Annotated in this window: 15 protein-coding genes and 1 pseudogene; 9 read left to right on the plus strand and 7 right to left on the minus strand. The window is 61.5% G+C overall.

What is annotated here, in order from left to right:
• From rseP to lpxB, 7 genes are all read left to right on the plus strand, one after another.
• The coding region (gene rseP, locus RTX98_RS02455; RefSeq protein WP_312794321.1) for an RIP metalloprotease RseP at nucleotides 1–767 on the plus strand (767 nt) is incomplete at its 5' end.
• A gap of 217 nt (nucleotides 768–984) precedes the next feature.
• Nucleotides 985–3348, plus strand: coding sequence for an outer membrane protein assembly factor BamA (gene bamA, locus RTX98_RS02460; RefSeq protein WP_189502016.1), 2364 nt, complete (start codon nucleotides 985–987; stop codon nucleotides 3346–3348).
• A 51-nt stretch (nucleotides 3349–3399) separates the two neighbouring features.
• Complete coding sequence (lpxD, locus tag RTX98_RS02465) at nucleotides 3400–4455, plus strand: UDP-3-O-(3-hydroxymyristoyl)glucosamine N-acyltransferase (RefSeq protein WP_312794323.1); 1056 nt, start codon at nucleotides 3400–3402, stop codon at nucleotides 4453–4455.
• Nucleotides 4448–4921: a 3-hydroxyacyl-ACP dehydratase FabZ gene (gene fabZ / locus RTX98_RS02470; protein WP_312794324.1), complete on the plus strand. Its 474-nt coding sequence runs from the start codon at nucleotides 4448–4450 to the stop codon at nucleotides 4919–4921. The genes lpxD and fabZ overlap by 8 nt, the downstream gene beginning before the upstream one ends.
• A 7-nt stretch (nucleotides 4922–4928) precedes the next feature.
• Nucleotides 4929–5765, plus strand: coding sequence for an acyl-ACP--UDP-N-acetylglucosamine O-acyltransferase (gene lpxA / locus RTX98_RS02475; protein ID WP_312794420.1), 837 nt, complete (start codon nucleotides 4929–4931; stop codon nucleotides 5763–5765).
• Nucleotides 5758–6636: an LpxI family protein gene (locus RTX98_RS02480; RefSeq protein WP_312794325.1), complete on the plus strand. Its 879-nt coding sequence runs from the start codon at nucleotides 5758–5760 to the stop codon at nucleotides 6634–6636. Before lpxA ends, RTX98_RS02480 begins: the two co-directional genes overlap by 8 nt.
• A complete protein-coding gene (gene lpxB / locus RTX98_RS02485; protein WP_312794326.1) occupies nucleotides 6633–7799 on the plus strand; it encodes a lipid-A-disaccharide synthase in 1167 nt (388 codons plus the stop codon). Before RTX98_RS02480 ends, lpxB begins: the two co-directional genes overlap by 4 nt.
• Here the strand turns inward: lpxB and RTX98_RS02490 are convergent, their stop codons facing one another.
• Both RTX98_RS02490 and RTX98_RS02495 read right to left on the minus strand, forming a co-directional pair.
• Nucleotides 7800–8465 carry a hypothetical protein gene (locus tag RTX98_RS02490; RefSeq protein ID WP_312794327.1) on the minus strand — a complete coding sequence of 222 codons (666 nt, stop codon included), beginning with the start codon at nucleotides 8463–8465 and terminating at the stop codon, nucleotides 7800–7802. It abuts the gene before it with no gap.
• Nucleotides 8462–8752, minus strand: coding sequence for a DUF3572 domain-containing protein (locus tag RTX98_RS02495; protein WP_312794328.1), 291 nt, complete (start codon nucleotides 8750–8752; stop codon nucleotides 8462–8464). Before RTX98_RS02495 ends, RTX98_RS02490 begins: the two co-directional genes overlap by 4 nt.
• Nucleotides 8753–8964: 212 nt before the next feature.
• Here RTX98_RS02495 and RTX98_RS02500 point away from each other — a divergent pair, with 212 nt between their 5' ends.
• Complete coding sequence (locus tag RTX98_RS02500; RefSeq protein ID WP_280514864.1) at nucleotides 8965–9321, plus strand: response regulator; 357 nt, start codon at nucleotides 8965–8967, stop codon at nucleotides 9319–9321.
• A 21-nt stretch (nucleotides 9322–9342) separates the two neighbouring features.
• Nucleotides 9343–10684 (plus strand): annotated as a pseudogene (locus tag RTX98_RS02505) (PleD family two-component system response regulator).
• A gap of 167 nt (nucleotides 10685–10851) precedes the next feature.
• Here RTX98_RS02505 and rpmG read toward each other — a convergent pair.
• From rpmG to RTX98_RS02530, 5 genes are all read right to left on the minus strand, one after another.
• Nucleotides 10852–11019 carry a 50S ribosomal protein L33 gene (gene rpmG / locus RTX98_RS02510; RefSeq protein ID WP_006201775.1) on the minus strand — a complete coding sequence of 56 codons (168 nt, stop codon included), beginning with the start codon at nucleotides 11017–11019 and terminating at the stop codon, nucleotides 10852–10854.
• Nucleotides 11020–11148: 129 nt separating this feature from the next.
• Nucleotides 11149–11892 (minus strand): NUDIX domain-containing protein, encoded by a 744-nt coding sequence (locus tag RTX98_RS02515; protein ID WP_312794329.1) that lies wholly within the window; start codon nucleotides 11890–11892, stop codon nucleotides 11149–11151.
• On the minus strand, nucleotides 11889–12347 hold the full coding sequence (locus RTX98_RS02520; protein WP_312794331.1) for a DUF983 domain-containing protein: 459 nt from the start codon (nucleotides 12345–12347) through the stop codon (nucleotides 11889–11891). Before RTX98_RS02520 ends, RTX98_RS02515 begins: the two co-directional genes overlap by 4 nt.
• Nucleotides 12347–14650, minus strand: coding sequence for a ribonuclease R (gene rnr / locus RTX98_RS02525; protein ID WP_416223051.1), 2304 nt, complete (start codon nucleotides 14648–14650; stop codon nucleotides 12347–12349). Before rnr ends, RTX98_RS02520 begins: the two co-directional genes overlap by 1 nt.
• Before the next feature lie 5 nt (nucleotides 14651–14655).
• Nucleotides 14656–14858 (minus strand): topoisomerase C-terminal repeat-containing protein (locus RTX98_RS02530; protein ID WP_312794332.1); only part of this gene is annotated, 203 nt, incomplete at its 5' end.

Genomic DNA, 14858 nt, shown 5'->3' on the forward strand with positions numbered 1-14858 from the left:
GCCCGATGTTCAACTTCCTCCTGACCATCGTCGTGTTCAGCGTGATGTTCTCGATCTATGGCCGCGCGGTTCTGGATCCGACCGTGGCGGAGGTTCGTCCCGGCAGCCCGGCCGCCGTTGCCGGCATCCAGCCTGGGGATCGCTTCGTGGCTGTGGATGGCACGAAGGTTGACAGCTTTGCCGATGTGCAGCGGCTGGTGTCCGGCCGGGCTGGGGATCCGCTGACCTTCACGATCAATCGCGGCGGTCAGGATATGACGGTCACCGCGACGCCCGAGCTGATCGAACAAAATGACGCGCTAGGCAATGTCGCGCGCACCGGTGTGATCGGCGTCGTGAACAACCGCGATGTGGGCCAAGGCCGGATGGTGGAATATTCTCCGCTTGAAGCCGTGCAGCAGGGCGTGGTCGAAACCGGCCACATCATCAGCCGAACCGGTCAATTCTTGCAAAGGTTTGTTGTCGGGCGTGAAGACAAGTGCCAGCTCGGCGGGCCGGTGAAGATCGCAGAAATGTCGGGGCAGGCGGCGAAGCTGGGCTTCCAGTGGCTCATCCAGCTTGCTGCCCTCTTGTCGGTAGGCATCGGCATTCTCAACCTTCTTCCGATTCCCCCACTGGACGGCGGCCATCTAGTCTTCTACGCAGTTGAGGCTGTTCAACGACGTCCGGTTTCGGAACGGGTGATGGAGGCTGTGTATCGCGTGGGTATTTTCGCGGTGCTGTGCTTCATGGGATTCGTTTTCTGGAACGACCTTTTTGGATGCTGAACGAGATGAAGGTCGTCGCAAGCGGTTGATATTGACTAAGCATTTACCATGAGCCCCGAATTGCGTGTCGGGAATGACACGCCAGCGGGATTAGTAAATGCACATTAACCAGAAACCTTGCGTGTAGGGAAAATACGGCTATGACGGTTGTGGGACCAACTGCGATGGCCGGGTTTCTCGCTGTGGGGACTACGAGAGTAAAAGGTTTAGGGGCCCGATGAAGCCAACATTTCGTTTCAAGAGCGCCGCATCCGCGGTGGCGTTGTCCGCCGCCCTGGTCGCTCCAGGCGCTGTTATCGCTCAGCTGGGCATGGTCTCGGTCGCCGACGCGGCCGTGGTCAGCCGCATCGAGGTCCGCGGAAACCAGCGCGTCGATGCTGACACCGTGCGCAGCTATATCGGCGTCACGCCGGGCAAGCAGTTTTCGAACGCCGATCTTGACGACGCTGTGAAGCGTTTGTTCGACACCGGTTTGTTCTCCGATGTCCAGATCAACCAGAACGGCGGCACCCTCGTGGTGCAGGTTGTCGAGTATAAGATCGTCAACCAGGTTCTGTTCCAGGGCAACAGCAAGGTTAAGGACGAGCAGCTCAGCGCCGGCGTTCAGACCAAGCCCCGCAGCGGCTATTCGCAGGCTACCGTCGATGCTGACGTGGAAGGCATCAAAGGTGCTTACCGGCAGATCGGGCGCAACGATGCGACCGTGACGGCACAGATCGTCGATCTCGGCGAAAACCGCGTCAACGTTGTGTACCAGATCAACGAAGGCGACCGCACCAAGATCACGGCCGTGAACTTCGTTGGAAACAGCGCTTTCCCTGCACGTCGTTTGCGTGACGTGGTCGCAACCCGCGAATCGAACTTCCTGTCGTTCCTGACCCGCAACGACATCTATGATGCGGACAAGCAGAAGGCCGACGAGGAAGCACTGCGCCGCTTCTATTACAATCGCGGCTATGCCGACTTCCAGGTCGTGTCGTCCAGCGCCGAGCTCGATCCGGCAACCAACGAATACACGATCACCTTCACCGTTCAGGAAGGCGAGCGTTACACGTTCGGCGACGTGTCGATCGACTCCGCCATCACGGACGTGAACGCCGACACGCTGCGTCCGCTCCTAAAGACGCAGCCAGGCGCGACCTACAGCGCCAAGGACGTTGAAGACACGATCGTGGCTCTGACCGAGCGTCTGGCCGGCAGCGGTTATGCGTTTGCGCAGGTTACGCCGCAGGGCGACCGCGACTTCAACAACCGCACGATCTCGGTTGTGTATTCGGTCGACCAGGGCGCGCGCACTTATGTCGAGCGCATTGAGATCCGTGGCAACGACCGCACGCGTGACTACGTCATCCGTCGCGAGTTCGACGTCAGCGAAGGCGATGCGTTCAACCAGGTTCTGATCCAGCGTGCCAAGCGCCGCCTGGAGCGCCTCGATTACTTCACCAGCGTCAATGTTTCGACGCAGCCTGGCTCGCAGCCGGACCAGGTCATCCTGGTGGTGGACGTGGTTGAAAAGGCGACGGGTGAGTTCTCGATCGGCGGCGGTTACACCACCGGCGGCTCGACTGGTGGCGGCCCCACCGCCGAAGGTTCGATCACCGAGCGCAACTTCCTTGGTCGCGGCCAGTTCATCCGTTTGGGTGTCGGCGTCGGCAAGAACACACGCGACTATAACCTGTCGTTCACCGAGCCTTATTTCCTCGGTCGTCGTATCGCTGCTGGCTTCGACATCTTCCGCCAGACCCGCGAATACGACAACGACTACAAGAGCGAGCTGAACGGCGGCACGATCCGGTTCGGTCTGCCGATCACCGAAGCCTTGAGCACGCAGTTTGCGTACAATCTGACGCAGGAAAAGTACAAGTACGACGACGACTGCGAAACCGATGATGGCGTGTTCGATCCGAGCTGTGATCTCGCTCCGCAGATCCGTGACGCGATCGAAAATCAGAGCCCGTGGATCAAGTCGTCTGTCAGCGCGACGTTGACCTACAACACGATCGACGACCAGAAGAACCCGCATGCCGGTATCTTCTCGACCTTCGCTGTTGAAGCGGCCGGTCTGGGTGGCGACGCGGAGTGGGTGAAGTTCACCGGTCGCGGCACTTACTACAAGACGCTCTCGGAAGAGATGGACATCGTCGGCCTTGTGTCGGCAGGTGCCGGTCACATCGAGGGCTTCGGCGGCGGCGATCTGCGTGTGTTCGACTACTTCCGCGCCAATGACCGCATGATCCGTGGCTTCGATTACGACGGCTTCGGTCCGTTCGATCCGGGTACGGGCGATCACCTCGGTGGTGCGACCTACTTCAATGCGAGCGCGGAAGCACAGTTCCCGATGCCAGTGTTCCCACAGAGCTTCGGCTTGAAGGGTGCAGTCTTCGCGGATGCGGCCACGCTGTATGGCAACAACCTCGCAGGTGCGACCGGCACCGACATGGAATGGCGCGCATCGGTTGGTGCATCGGTGATCTGGGCTTCGCCATTCGGCCCGCTGCGCGTCGACTATGCCGTTCCTGTGAAGAAGGAAGACGGCGACGACGAGCAGAACTTCAACTTCGGCATCTCCTCGCGCTTCTAAACCGCGCGTTCTCTCCTGGCTGCTTAGCGGCCAGGAGAACCGGAGCATTTGATGACTCTTCCCGTCTTCTTCGCGCCTTCGCGCGCTTTCACCGTTGCGGAGATTGCGGCGGTCGCGGGAGCAAGCCTGCAGCAGGGCGAGCTTCATGGCCGCCAGATTACTGGCATTGCCTCGGCCGACACAGCTGATCGCGATCATGTGACCTTTGTCGACGCCAAGCATCGTGGTGCCTTGGCGGGCCTGCAGTCGGGAGCCGTGTTCGTTCCGGCGCAGCTTGCCGACAAGGTGCCTTCTCACATCGCAGTGCTCGTGGTGGATCATCCGCAAGCGGCCTTCGCGGCTGTCGGCCGACTGATGTATCCGAACGCTGCTCGTCCGACGAGTGTTACCGGTCGCACCGGAGTTTCCGCCGCCGCGCATATCGATGACGATTCCGTGGTCGAAGAGGGCGCTACCATCGAGGCTGGTGCCGTGATCGGTAGGGGTGCAGCGATCGGCTCGGGCGCGATTATTGCTGCGAATGCCGTGATTGGGGCCGGTTGTCAGATCGGTCGCGACAGCTATGTGGGCGCGGGCGCGACGGTGCTTCATGCGCTGATTGGCAACAATGTCATTATCCATGCGGGCGTGCGCATAGGCCAGGACGGCTTCGGCTATGTCGGGAGCGCGCGTGGGCCTGAGAAGATGCCGCAGATCGGGCGCGTGATCATCCAGGATCATGTCGAGATCGGCGCCAACACGACTGTAGATCGCGGCGCGATGTCCGATACGGTCATCGGCGAACACAGCAAGATCGATAATCTCGTTCAGATCGCCCATAATGTGCGCATTGGACGCGGCTGTATCGTTGCCGGGCTCTGCGGTATTTCGGGTTCGGTGCAGCTCGGCGACGGCGTGATGATGGGCGGCGGTGTCGGCTTGGCCGACCATCTAAAGATTGGGTCGGGCGCTCGACTGGCTGCCGGCAGTGGCTTTATGAATGATGTGCCTGCGGGCGAGGCGTGGGGCGGTTATCCTGCGCAGCCGATGGGCGAAATGTTGCGTGAGATTGCAACGATCAGGCGCTTGGCGAAGCGCCCCAAGAAGGGAGCCGTTGCCAGTGAGTGACGTTCAGGCCTCAACCACGCTGGACAGCGTCGACATCTTCCAGATCCTGAAGCTTCTGCCGCATCGCTATCCCTTCCTGCTGATCGACCGCATCGTCGAGATCGATGGCGGTGACTCGGCTGTTGGCATCAAGAATGTGACGATCAACGAACCCCATTTTCAGGGTCATTTTCCTGAACGGCCGGTAATGCCGGGCGTCCTCATCATCGAGGCGATGGCCCAGACAGCCGGCGCGATCTGCATTCACGCTGGCGGCAATGACAAGCCGTCGCTTGTTTATTTCATGACCATCGACAATGCGAAGTTCCGTAAGCCGGTCGTTCCAGGCGATCAGTTGCGGATTGCCGTTCGCAAGACCAAGCAGCGAGGCAGCATTTTCCGCTTCAGCTGCGAAGCCACGGTTGATGGCGTCAAGGTTGCGGAAGCGGAAGTATCCGCAATGATGACCCCGAAGCTGCCGCAGTGAGGCGCGTATTTTGAGTGAAACCACAATCCATCCGTTGGCTGTTGTCGAGCCGGGAGCACAGCTCGGCGAAGGCGTGACGGTTGGTCCGTTCTCTTATGTGGGAGCGGATGCGGTGATCGGTGATCGCTGTGAGCTGGTCAGCCATGTCAGCATCCGCGGTGCGACGACCCTCGGCGGGGATTGCATCGTGTTTCCGCAGGCCGTGCTTGGCGCACCGCCACAAAACAAGGCGCATAAAGGCGGCCGGACGACCCTGACGATCGGCGAAAATTGCCAGATCCGCGAAGGCGTTACGATGCATTGCGGCTCCGACAACAGCCGTGGCAAGACGACGGTTGGCAAGAACGGCTACTTCATGGCCATGAGCCATATCGGCCATGACTGCGAAGTTGGCGACAATGTCACCATCGCCAATTCGGCAGCACTCGGCGGCCATGTCGAACTGGGCGATTTCGTCACGATCGGCGGATTGGCGGCGATCCATCAGTTTGCACGGGTCGGGCATCATGCCTTTGTGTCCGGTGTCACGGGCGTGACCGGCGACATCATTCCTTACGCCCTGGCATCGGGCGCGCGCGCTCGCCTGCATGGTCTGAACCTGATCGGGATGAAGCGCTCCGGGCTGCCTCGTGCCGAGATCAATGCAGCTCGACGCGCTTACCGTCTGCTGTTTGAAGCCGACACGCCTTTGTCGGAGAATGTTTCACGGTTGGCGGCCGAGGGTGATCATGGCCCGGCCGTTGCCGACATCCTTGCTTTCCTGCAAGAACGCGGCAAGCGCCATTATGTGGCGGCAGCGAAGCGGGGTACGCGCGGGGATGATAGCGGCGACGAGGGTGAGTGACACGCAACCCAGCGGCTTGCTGCCGCCGGGTAGTCGTGTCGGTATCGTCGCGGGTAGTGGCAGCCTCCCGGTCAACGTCGCGCAAAGCCTGAGCCTTGCCGGCCTGAACCCCTTCATCTTTATTCTGGACGGCGAGGCGGATCGTCTCGCAGAACTGCAACACTACGAGCATGTGGTTCTGCCGATTGAGGCGGCAGCGGTCGGCTTCGATCACATGAAGGCCGCCGGCGTGACGCATGCTGTGCTGGCTGGAGGCGTGGTCCGGCGCCCGAAGCTTCGGGCGCTGAAGTGGACGCCGCGCGTGCTCAAGGTTCTGCCGCGCCTCGCCATCGAACTGGCGCTGGGCGACGATGGCTTGTTGCGCGCTGTGATGCGCCACATCGAAAATGCAGGGATAAGCGTGGTTGGCGCGCATCAGGTCGTGCCGGATCTTCTGGCGCGCGCTGGGGCCATGACGCGTGTCTCGCCAAATGCTGAGGACGAGCGCAACATCAAGGCCGCGCTGGAAGCCGCAAAGGTGATCGGCCGTCTGGATATTGGCCAGGCTGCGATCGCGATAGGGGGGCGCGCTGTTGCCCTTGAGGGAATCGAGGGCACCGATGGCTTGCTTGAGCGCATGATCCCCTTGCGCGATCACGGTCGGCTCGCGGGCAAGACAGGCGGCGTGCTGGTGAAATGCGCCAAGCCTGCGCAGGATATCCGGGCCGATCTTCCGGCAATTGGCCCAAAAACGGTTCTGGATGCACGGCGCGCGGGTTTGCGCGGCATTGCGGTGGAAGCCAATCGCGCCTTTGTGCTGGACTTTGCCAAGACCGTCGCAGCGGCCGATGAGGCCGGGCTCTTCATCAGCGGGATCGAGGTGCAGCCGTGAACCAGACCGCCAAGCCTTTGCGCATCGCTATCGTGTCTGGCGAAGAATCGGGCGATCTGCTTGGCTTCGATCTGGTTCGTGCCATTGAGAAACGAGCCGGGCGCCCTGTTGAACTGGTAGGCGTCGGCGGGCGGCATCTGCAATCGCTGGGGTTGAAGCCGTTGTTCGATCCAGGCGACATCGCGCTGATGGGCGTCAGTGCCGTGGTGCGCGATCTGCCGCGTCTGGTTTATCGAATCGGAACGACCGCGCGTGCGATTGTCGATGCCAAGCCGGACTGCCTGATTACGATCGACAGCCCTGCCTTCACCCTGCGTGTCGCTAAGAAGGTGAGGGCTCTCGATCCCGCCATTCCGATCGTCAAATATGTTTGCCCCAGCGTATGGGCGTGGAACCCTGGCCGTGCGCCGGCGATGAAGCCCTATATCGATCGCATTCTCTGCATCCTTCCTTTCGAGGAAAAGGTGCTGGAAGATTTGCAAGGGCCGAAGGGGATCTATGTTGGCCACAGGCTGGCCAGCGATCCGGACCTTCTGGAAGCCGCCGAGCAGCAACGTGACCGTCAAGGTGCTTCAGGCGAGAAGACATTGCTGGTTCTGCCGGGCTCGCGACGGGGCGAAGTGCGCAGTCTGATGCGGCCGTTTGGGGAAACATTGAAACTGCTGCGCGAACGCGGCAACGCATTCCGGGTGGTTATTCCGACCGTTCCGCATGTCGCTGCCCTGGTTGCGGAAGAAGCGCGGTCATGGCCCGTGGCACCTGAGATCGTGTCCGGACCGGAGGAAAAGCTGAAGGCGTTTGCCTCGGCCGATGCGGCGATGGCGGCGTCCGGCACAGTGCTTCTGGAACTGGCGCTGGCGCGCGTTCCAATGGTTTCCTGCTACAAGACCGATCTGCTGATGAGCGCAGTCACACGGCTGATCACGATCTGGACGGCGGCCTTGCCGAACCTGATCGCCGATCGGCTTGTCGTGCCCGAATTTATCAATGAGTTCCTGCGACCGGGTTTGATCGCTCGACAGCTGGAAGCGCTGCTTGTCGATACCGAGGCGCGGCGCTGGCAGCTTCAGGGTTTGGACAGCGTCGCCGAGCGGATGCGGACGGATCGTCCGTCCAGCGAGGTTGCCGCAGAAGCTGTGTTGGAGCTTCTGCAGGGTCGCTGATTACACGCTGCGTTGGATACCGAGTGCATCCGCAATGCGCGGCGCGGCATCGGCCCAAGTCGTGACATGATGCATGCCGTCTTCGAGGGGATCGAGCAGAGCGCGCACTTCCGGGTCGGCCATCATGTGGAAGACATGCGCGTCTGGCACTGCACGCAGCACTGACGCCAGATTGTGCGGGATGTCATCCACAAAGGCGACGGGACGTTTTGTTTCGCCGCGAAGGCGACGCACGGCCGGACCTTTCGGCGCCTCCGTGGTGAGCAACGGATAGTTCAGGCCGAGCGCATCGAGATGGGCACGGCGGGTGTCGCGATGGCGGTGCGGCATTGCCGTCAGCAGCACGATCTCGGCGGCGTCGCCGAAGCTTGCGAGCGCGTCGGCGGCACCTTCGGCCAGCGGCTGCCAGTCGGCCTGAGCACCGAAGAACTCGTCGATCATGGCTGTGACCTGCTGCGGATCCGCTTCCTCGCGGGTGAGCTTATCGACGATGTTGCCGGTGAGCTTGAAGGTGCGCAACTTCAGCTCGAAGCCCTGCTGATCCAGGAAGTTCGGGAACACGCGCAGGAATTCGAGCAGGACGTCGTCCACGTCGAGAACGAGTAGCGGCCGGTCGTCCGAAGACAGTTCGGCGATCTGACGCGCGGTTTCCGGATCGTCACTCATATCGACCTGTCATAATCATCGGAGCCATTGGGAAGGGTGCGCCGCGCCTTGAGAATTGCTGCGGGATCGAGATCGCTGCTTGACGCGAAAGCGAGCAAGGTCGGCTCATGAGCCAACACGAAATCCAGCACACCGGCCAAAAAGCCTGGTTCAGTAGCCGCTTGGCGGATTTGCGCGGGTTCGATGCCGGTTATCGCGAGGAAGCGGCCCAGCAGTTCGGGATCAGCGGCAATGAAGCCGAGCGCGCTGACGCCAATCGATTCGGCGGAGGAACTATCGCGAGTCATGGTGCTGTATCCGTGGTTGCTCTCTGCATACGGAGCCATGCCATCGCTCGCAAGGTGCAACCCCTGAGATGCGCAAATCAATGCTCGCTTCTGAGTTGTATGCGTCTCAGAATTTGCGTTTCATCAACGAGTTCACCCTATGATGCGCAGCACGTGGAGGGAGGCTGCAGGCTGCCGCTGCGAGGATCGGAGAAAGCATGCCGAAGAAGGTTATGATCGTCGAGGACAATGAGCTGAACATGAAGCTCTTCCGCGACCTGATCGAAGCCAGCGGTTATGAGACCGTGCGCACCAGGAACGGGCTCGAAGCGCTGGATCTTGCGCGCACCCATCGGCCCGATCTCATTCTGATGGATATTCAGCTGCCGGAAGTTTCGGGCCTGGAAGTCACCAAGTGGCTTAAGGAAGACGACGACCTGCACACAATCCCCATCATCGCCGTCACCGCCTTTGCAATGAAGGGCGATGAGGAGCGCATCCGTCAAGGTGGATGTGAGGCCTATATTTCCAAGCCGATTTCGGTCGGCAAGTTCATCGAAACGATCAAATCCTATCTCGGCGACGCCTGAGCTGCTGCGGAGTTTCCAGTCATGACCGCACGCATCCTTGTCGTCGATGACGCGGCTGACGGCCGAGTATTTCGATGTGGTCACCGCCACCAACGGCTTCGATGCCCTGGAGCTTTGCCGCAACGACAAGATCGATGTCGTGCTACTCGACGTGATGATGCCGGGCATGGACGGGTTCGAAGTCTGTCAGCGGCTGAAGGCTGATCCGCTGACCGCGCATATTCCGGTCGTGATGGTCACGGCACTCGACCAAGTGTCGGATCGTATCCGCGGGCTTGATGCCGGGGCGGATGATTTCCTGACCAAGCCGGCAGATCCGATCGCGCTGATGACGCGGGTGAAGAGCCTGATTCGGCTAAAGGCGCTGACAGACGAGCTTCGGCTTCGCGCAGCGACCACGCGCCATATCGGCATGGATGCTTTGTTGACCCGCGTCGCGAGCCACTCCGATGTGCCGCCTTTGGTGCTGCTGATCGACGAAAAGCCGTCTTCCTATACGCAGCTCATGCGCGTGTTGGACGAAACCTGCGCAGCCGATCTTTCCGTTGAACCGCAGGCCGGCCTGTTTCAGGCGGCCGAGAAGCCCTACGAGTGCATCATCGTTTCGGCGGGTTTTGCCGAGTTCGATCCGTTGCGACTGTGCGCGCAGCTGCGGTCGCTTGATCGCACGCGCAACATCCCGATCATCCTGATCGCCGATGGTCCGGGTGACGGGCGGATCGTTCGGGCGCTGGAACTGGGCGTCAACGATTTCCTGACGCGACCGGTGGACCGGCAGGAGCTGGTTGCGCGGTTACGCACGCAGGTCATGCGTAAGCGCTACAATGATGAATTGCGGACCAATGTGACGCAGACCATCGTCATGGCCGTGACCGATCCGCTGACCGGACTGCACAATCGGCGTTACCTCGATACGCATCTGGCAACGCTGCTCGAGCGCGCGCAGAACCGGAACCGGCCACTGTCGCTGCTGATCACCGATCTCGACCGCTTCAAGTCGGTGAATGACCGGTTCGGTCATGATGGCGGCGACGATGTGCTGCGCGAGTTCGCGCGGCGGCTGCGCAAGAATGTGCGCGGCATCGATCTCGCTTGCCGGTATGGAGGCGAGGAGTTCGTGGTGGTGATGCCGGATACCGACCGCCATGTGGCGCAGACGGTTGCCGAGCGCATCCGCGGCGAAGTTGCGGATCGCGCATTCCGGGTGGGCCGGGCAGGGACGCCGCTCGATGTGACGGTGAGTGTCGGCGTGGCGCAGATGGCGGCGGGTGACAGTCTGCAGGATCTGTTAAAGCGGGCAGACATTGCGCTGTTCGATGCCAAGGCTGCCGGACGCAACCGAGTCGTCGCCGACGCGGCTTAAGGCTCGCGAAACGACTCATTGCTCGATGAACTAACGCACGGCTGCGACTTCTCATCGGAGAGGGCAATGGTCCTTGCCCATCCACCTTCAGGCTCGCCTCTCGCAAATCGCAGGCAACAAAAAAGCCGCCTAAAGGCGGCTTGTTCGTTCAACCTGAGATCAATCGATTACTTGATCTTGGTTTCCTTGAACTCGACGTGCTTCTTCGCAACCGGATCGTACTTGCGGAACGACAGCTTGTCGGTCTTGGTACGGCTGTTCTTGCTCGTGACGTAGAAGAAGCCCGTGTCGGCCGTGGACAGAAGCTTGATCTTGATGTTTGCGGCTTTTGCCATGGTCGTATCCGTTTGAATTGAGCGAGCGCGCCTGCGCAAAGCGCGACGCTAGGTTGCCCGTCTGATACCAAGTGAGGGCGGAAAGTCAAGCCGGAACCGACCGTTCGCGCCGCAACTGCGGCATGCGGACTAGACGAGGTCTCGCTTGAAGCGGTTGTGGAGCATCCGGTAGAAAGGCGTAGGAGCATCCGAAGTCAGCTCTGGATCATCCTTCAGGCGTTCTTCCAGATCGGTGAGAATGCTGAGCGTGATGGCAGGCAAGTCGGTAGCGCGGGCTTGTGCCAGCGACATCCAGGCAAGTTCCTCCAGTTCCAACGTGGGACCTTCGGGCAACTCCACCGCAACATCGTCGCGCCAGGCGGCGAGGAAGCGGGTGTCGTAACGGCGCACACGGCCCGGAGGGGTGATGGCACGGGCCACGAAGCGGAGCTTTTCGAGATTCGGCTGGACCTCATGCTCGGCAAAGCCGTGCCAGCCTTCATGACTGGTGGAGAACGTGCCTTTCGTGCCGATCAGCAGGCCGGCTTCCTCGTAGGTCTCACGAATCGCCGACAGAGCGATGGCGCGGGCGCGCGTTGGTGTGATGCGAGTGCCGCCGATGATGCGTTGTTCGACGGCAGGGTGGAGTGTGCCGCTCACTTTGACGCGGCCATCAGTTGGATCCGTTCGTCCGCCGGGAAATACGAACTTGCCCGGCATGAAGGCATGTTTGCTTGCGCGCTTGCCCATCAGAACGCGGATCTCGCCGCCGCTGTGGTCCAGGAGAATCAGGGTTGCGGCATCGCGCGGGCGCAGAGGACCGGGACCGATGGCGAAGTCGCGGGATTCCTTGACATCGAGTTCGCTGCGGCTGATGCCGTCGAGCGCCGTCAACGGGCGGCTCCATCCGCGGTTTCGAGTTCCGGATGGTGTTCGATGTCGTCTTCATGGCCGCCAAAGCCGTGCATGTACAGGGCCCATTGCAGCCCGACGACCGCGCCCTTTACAGGCTGCAGCAGCGCGATGCAGGCGACGATCGTAAGCGGAACCCAGATCGCGAGATGCTGCCACAAAGCGAGGTCGCCAATCGTTTCCACGCCCATGAAGGCGCCGACGACGATGTGGCCGACGATGAAGACAACGAGATAGGCAGGAAGGTCATCGGCGCGATGATGATGGAAGTCTTCGCCACAAGCAGGGCAGGCATCGTTGACCTTGACAAAAGCGCGGAACAGCTTGCCCTCACCACAATGCGGGCAGCGGCCGCGGAAGCCGCGCCACATGGCCGGGATCAGAGGGCGAACAGGACGAACGGGCGTGCCGCTGGTGAACTCGCTTTCGTTTTCCATCACTTCCTCTTTCCGCGCCCTGGTGATCGGCTGGCTTGGCCAATCCGCGCGCGCTGGCGCTCGCGGCCGACCTTGGCCTTGTGGAACGAGCGCGTACCCTGTCGCATGGCCTTTGGCTCGGAAAGCATTTCGAACCGCAATGCGCCGGCCAGCGGCGCTACTTCGGCCAGCCGCACCTCGACAACATCGGACAACTGATAGCCGCCACCCGTGCGATCGCCGACGAGTGCCCGCGCCGCTTCATCGAAGATATAGTATTCCCGACCGAGCGTTGCGACCGGCACGAAGCCGTCGGCGCCGAGATCCGGCAGTTGAACGAAGAGCCCGGCCTTGGTGACGCCTGAAATGCGAGCTTCAAAGCTTTCGCCAACGCGCTCCGCGAGATGGGCGGCAATCAGGCGATCAACCGTGTCGCGCTCGGCGGCCATTGCGCGCCGCTCGGCTGTGGAAATCAGTTCGGAAATCGTGCCGAGACGCTCGACTTCGTTTTGCGTCAGGCCGTCTGAACCGAGGTTCAAGGCCGTGATCAGCGCGCGATGGACGATGAGGTCTGCGTAACGGCGGATCGGCGAGGTGAAGTGGGCGTAGCGGCGAAGATTAAGGCCAAAGTGGCCGATGTTCTCCGGACCATATTCCGCCTGGCTTTGCGAGCGAAGCACGACTTGGTTCACCAGTGTTTCATGCTCGGTGCCGGCAACGCGGCCGAGTATCTGGTTGAACTGGCTGGGCTTCATCTGCGCACCGTGGGCGAGCGACTGACCGATGGTTTGCAGAAATTCGCGAAGCGATTCCTGCTTGGCCAGAGATGGTGCATCGTGGCGGCGGTAGATCAGCGGCTGGCTCTTGGCTTCCAGAGTTTCCGCTGCGGCCACGTTGGCCTGGATCATAAATTCTTCAATGAGCTTGTGGGCATCCAGGCGCGGCGGCACGACGACGCGATCAACCGTGCCATCTTCCTTCAACAGGATCTTGCGTTCGGGAAGATCAAGCTCGAGCGGCTGGCGCTTGTCGCGGCCGCGCTTGAGAACTGCATAGGCGTCCCAAAGCGGCTGGAGGACGGGACCGAGCAGCGGCTCGGTCTTTTCGTCGAGGTCGCCATCCACGGCCGCCTGCGCCTGCGCGTAAGCGAGCTTGGCATGCGAGCGCATCATGATGCGGTGGAAGCTGTGGCGGATCTTATGGCCGTCGGCGGCAAAGACCATACGCACGGCTAGCGCCGGGCGATCCTCGTTCTCGCGTAGCGAGCAGAGATCGTTGGAGATCCGTTCAGGCAGCATCGGAACGACGCGATCCGGGAAGTAAACGGAGTTGCCGCGTTCCAGCGCTTCGCGATCCATGGGCGAGCCGGGGCGGACGTAAGCTGCGACATCGGCGATCGCGACGTTGACGATCACGCCGCCGGGGTTGGCTTCGTCGCTGTCAGGCTGGGCGTAAACCGCGTCATCATGATCCTTGGCATCGGCGGGATCGATGGTGACCAACGGCACATCGCGCCAGTCTTCTCGCTTGCCCATCGTTGCAGGCTCGGCTTCCGCTGCTTCCGACAGAACGGAAGCGGGGAAGATGTGGGGGATGTCATGGGCGTGGATGGCGATCATCGAGACCGCCTTTTCGCTCGTCAGCGATCCCATCACGGAAATAACGCGGCCGCGCGGAAGACCGTAGCGGACGTTTCCGGCCGGCTCGACTTCAACGAGATCGCCGACCTGTGCATCACCGAGATCGTCGATGATCAGCTCAGGCTGGCGGCGCTCCACGGGCTCCAGACGCCAACCGTCGCGCGCCTTGCGGACGACGCCCAGCATGGCATCGCGGCGACGTTCGAGAACCTTGACGACACGACCGCTATAGGCGGGGCCTTCGCGATCCTTGTTGGCGAAGATCTTGGCGAGGATGCGCTGACCGACGCCGGGAGCAGGGCCTTTGTCGCCACGGCCGACGCGGATTGCCACACGAACCGTATCGTCGCCTTCAACGGGCTTGCCGATCAGCCCGCCATCACGATCGCGCTCGATCACATCGAGCACGGCGATGGGCGGCAGAGCGCCGGCTACGGCAAGACGCTTGACCTTTTTCTCGACCAACCCGTCGTCAGCCAGATCAGACAGCATCTCCTTGAGCCAGATGCGATCGTCATTCTTCAAGCGAAAGGCTTTGGCGATTTCGCGCTTGCCGGCCTGATCCGGGTTCTCGGTGATGAACTGCAGGAGCTGGTCACGCGTCGGACGGAAGGCGTTGCCGCTTGCGGCGCCGCCTTCAGTTGTCCGAGTCTTCTTGCCCGTTCCAGGTATCCTGCGTGCCACTCGTGTCAGGCTTTCTTTGCTTTTGCTGCCGGCTTCTTGGCCGGCGCCTTCTTTGTCGTCGCGGCCTTCTTGGCCGCGGCCGGAGCAGCTGCCTTGCGGGCCGGCGCTTTCTTGCGAGCGGCTGGAGCGGCGCCACCCTTAGCGGCAATCAAGGCGACGGCTTCTTCAACCGTCACCGATGCCGGGTCCTTGCCTTTGGGCAGCGTGG

Source organism: Tianweitania sp. (assembly GCF_032053605.1).
In the GTDB taxonomy this organism is placed as follows: Bacteria; Pseudomonadota; Alphaproteobacteria; order Rhizobiales; family Rhizobiaceae; genus Tianweitania.

Excerpts from the sequence above, each read along its gene's own strand:
- RTX98_RS02500 (WP_280514864.1), top strand. The coding sequence starts at position 8,965 with ATGATCGTCGAGGACAATGAGCTGAACATGAAGCTCTTCCGCGACCTG.
- RTX98_RS02490 (WP_312794327.1), bottom strand. The coding sequence starts at position 8,465 with ATGAGTGACGATCCGGAAACCGCGCGTCAGATCGCCGAACTGTCTTCG.
- RTX98_RS02520 (WP_312794331.1), bottom strand. The coding sequence starts at position 12,347 with ATGGAAAACGAAAGCGAGTTCACCAGCGGCACGCCCGTTCGTCCTGTT.
- bamA (WP_189502016.1), top strand. The coding sequence starts at position 985 with ATGAAGCCAACATTTCGTTTCAAGAGCGCCGCATCCGCGGTGGCGTTG.
- rpmG (WP_006201775.1), bottom strand. The coding sequence starts at position 11,019 with ATGGCAAAAGCCGCAAACATCAAGATCAAGCTTCTGTCCACGGCCGAC.
- RTX98_RS02495 (WP_312794328.1), bottom strand. The coding sequence starts at position 8,752 with ATGACTCGCGATAGTTCCTCCGCCGAATCGATTGGCGTCAGCGCGCTC.
- lpxD (WP_312794323.1), top strand. The coding sequence starts at position 3,400 with ATGACTCTTCCCGTCTTCTTCGCGCCTTCGCGCGCTTTCACCGTTGCG.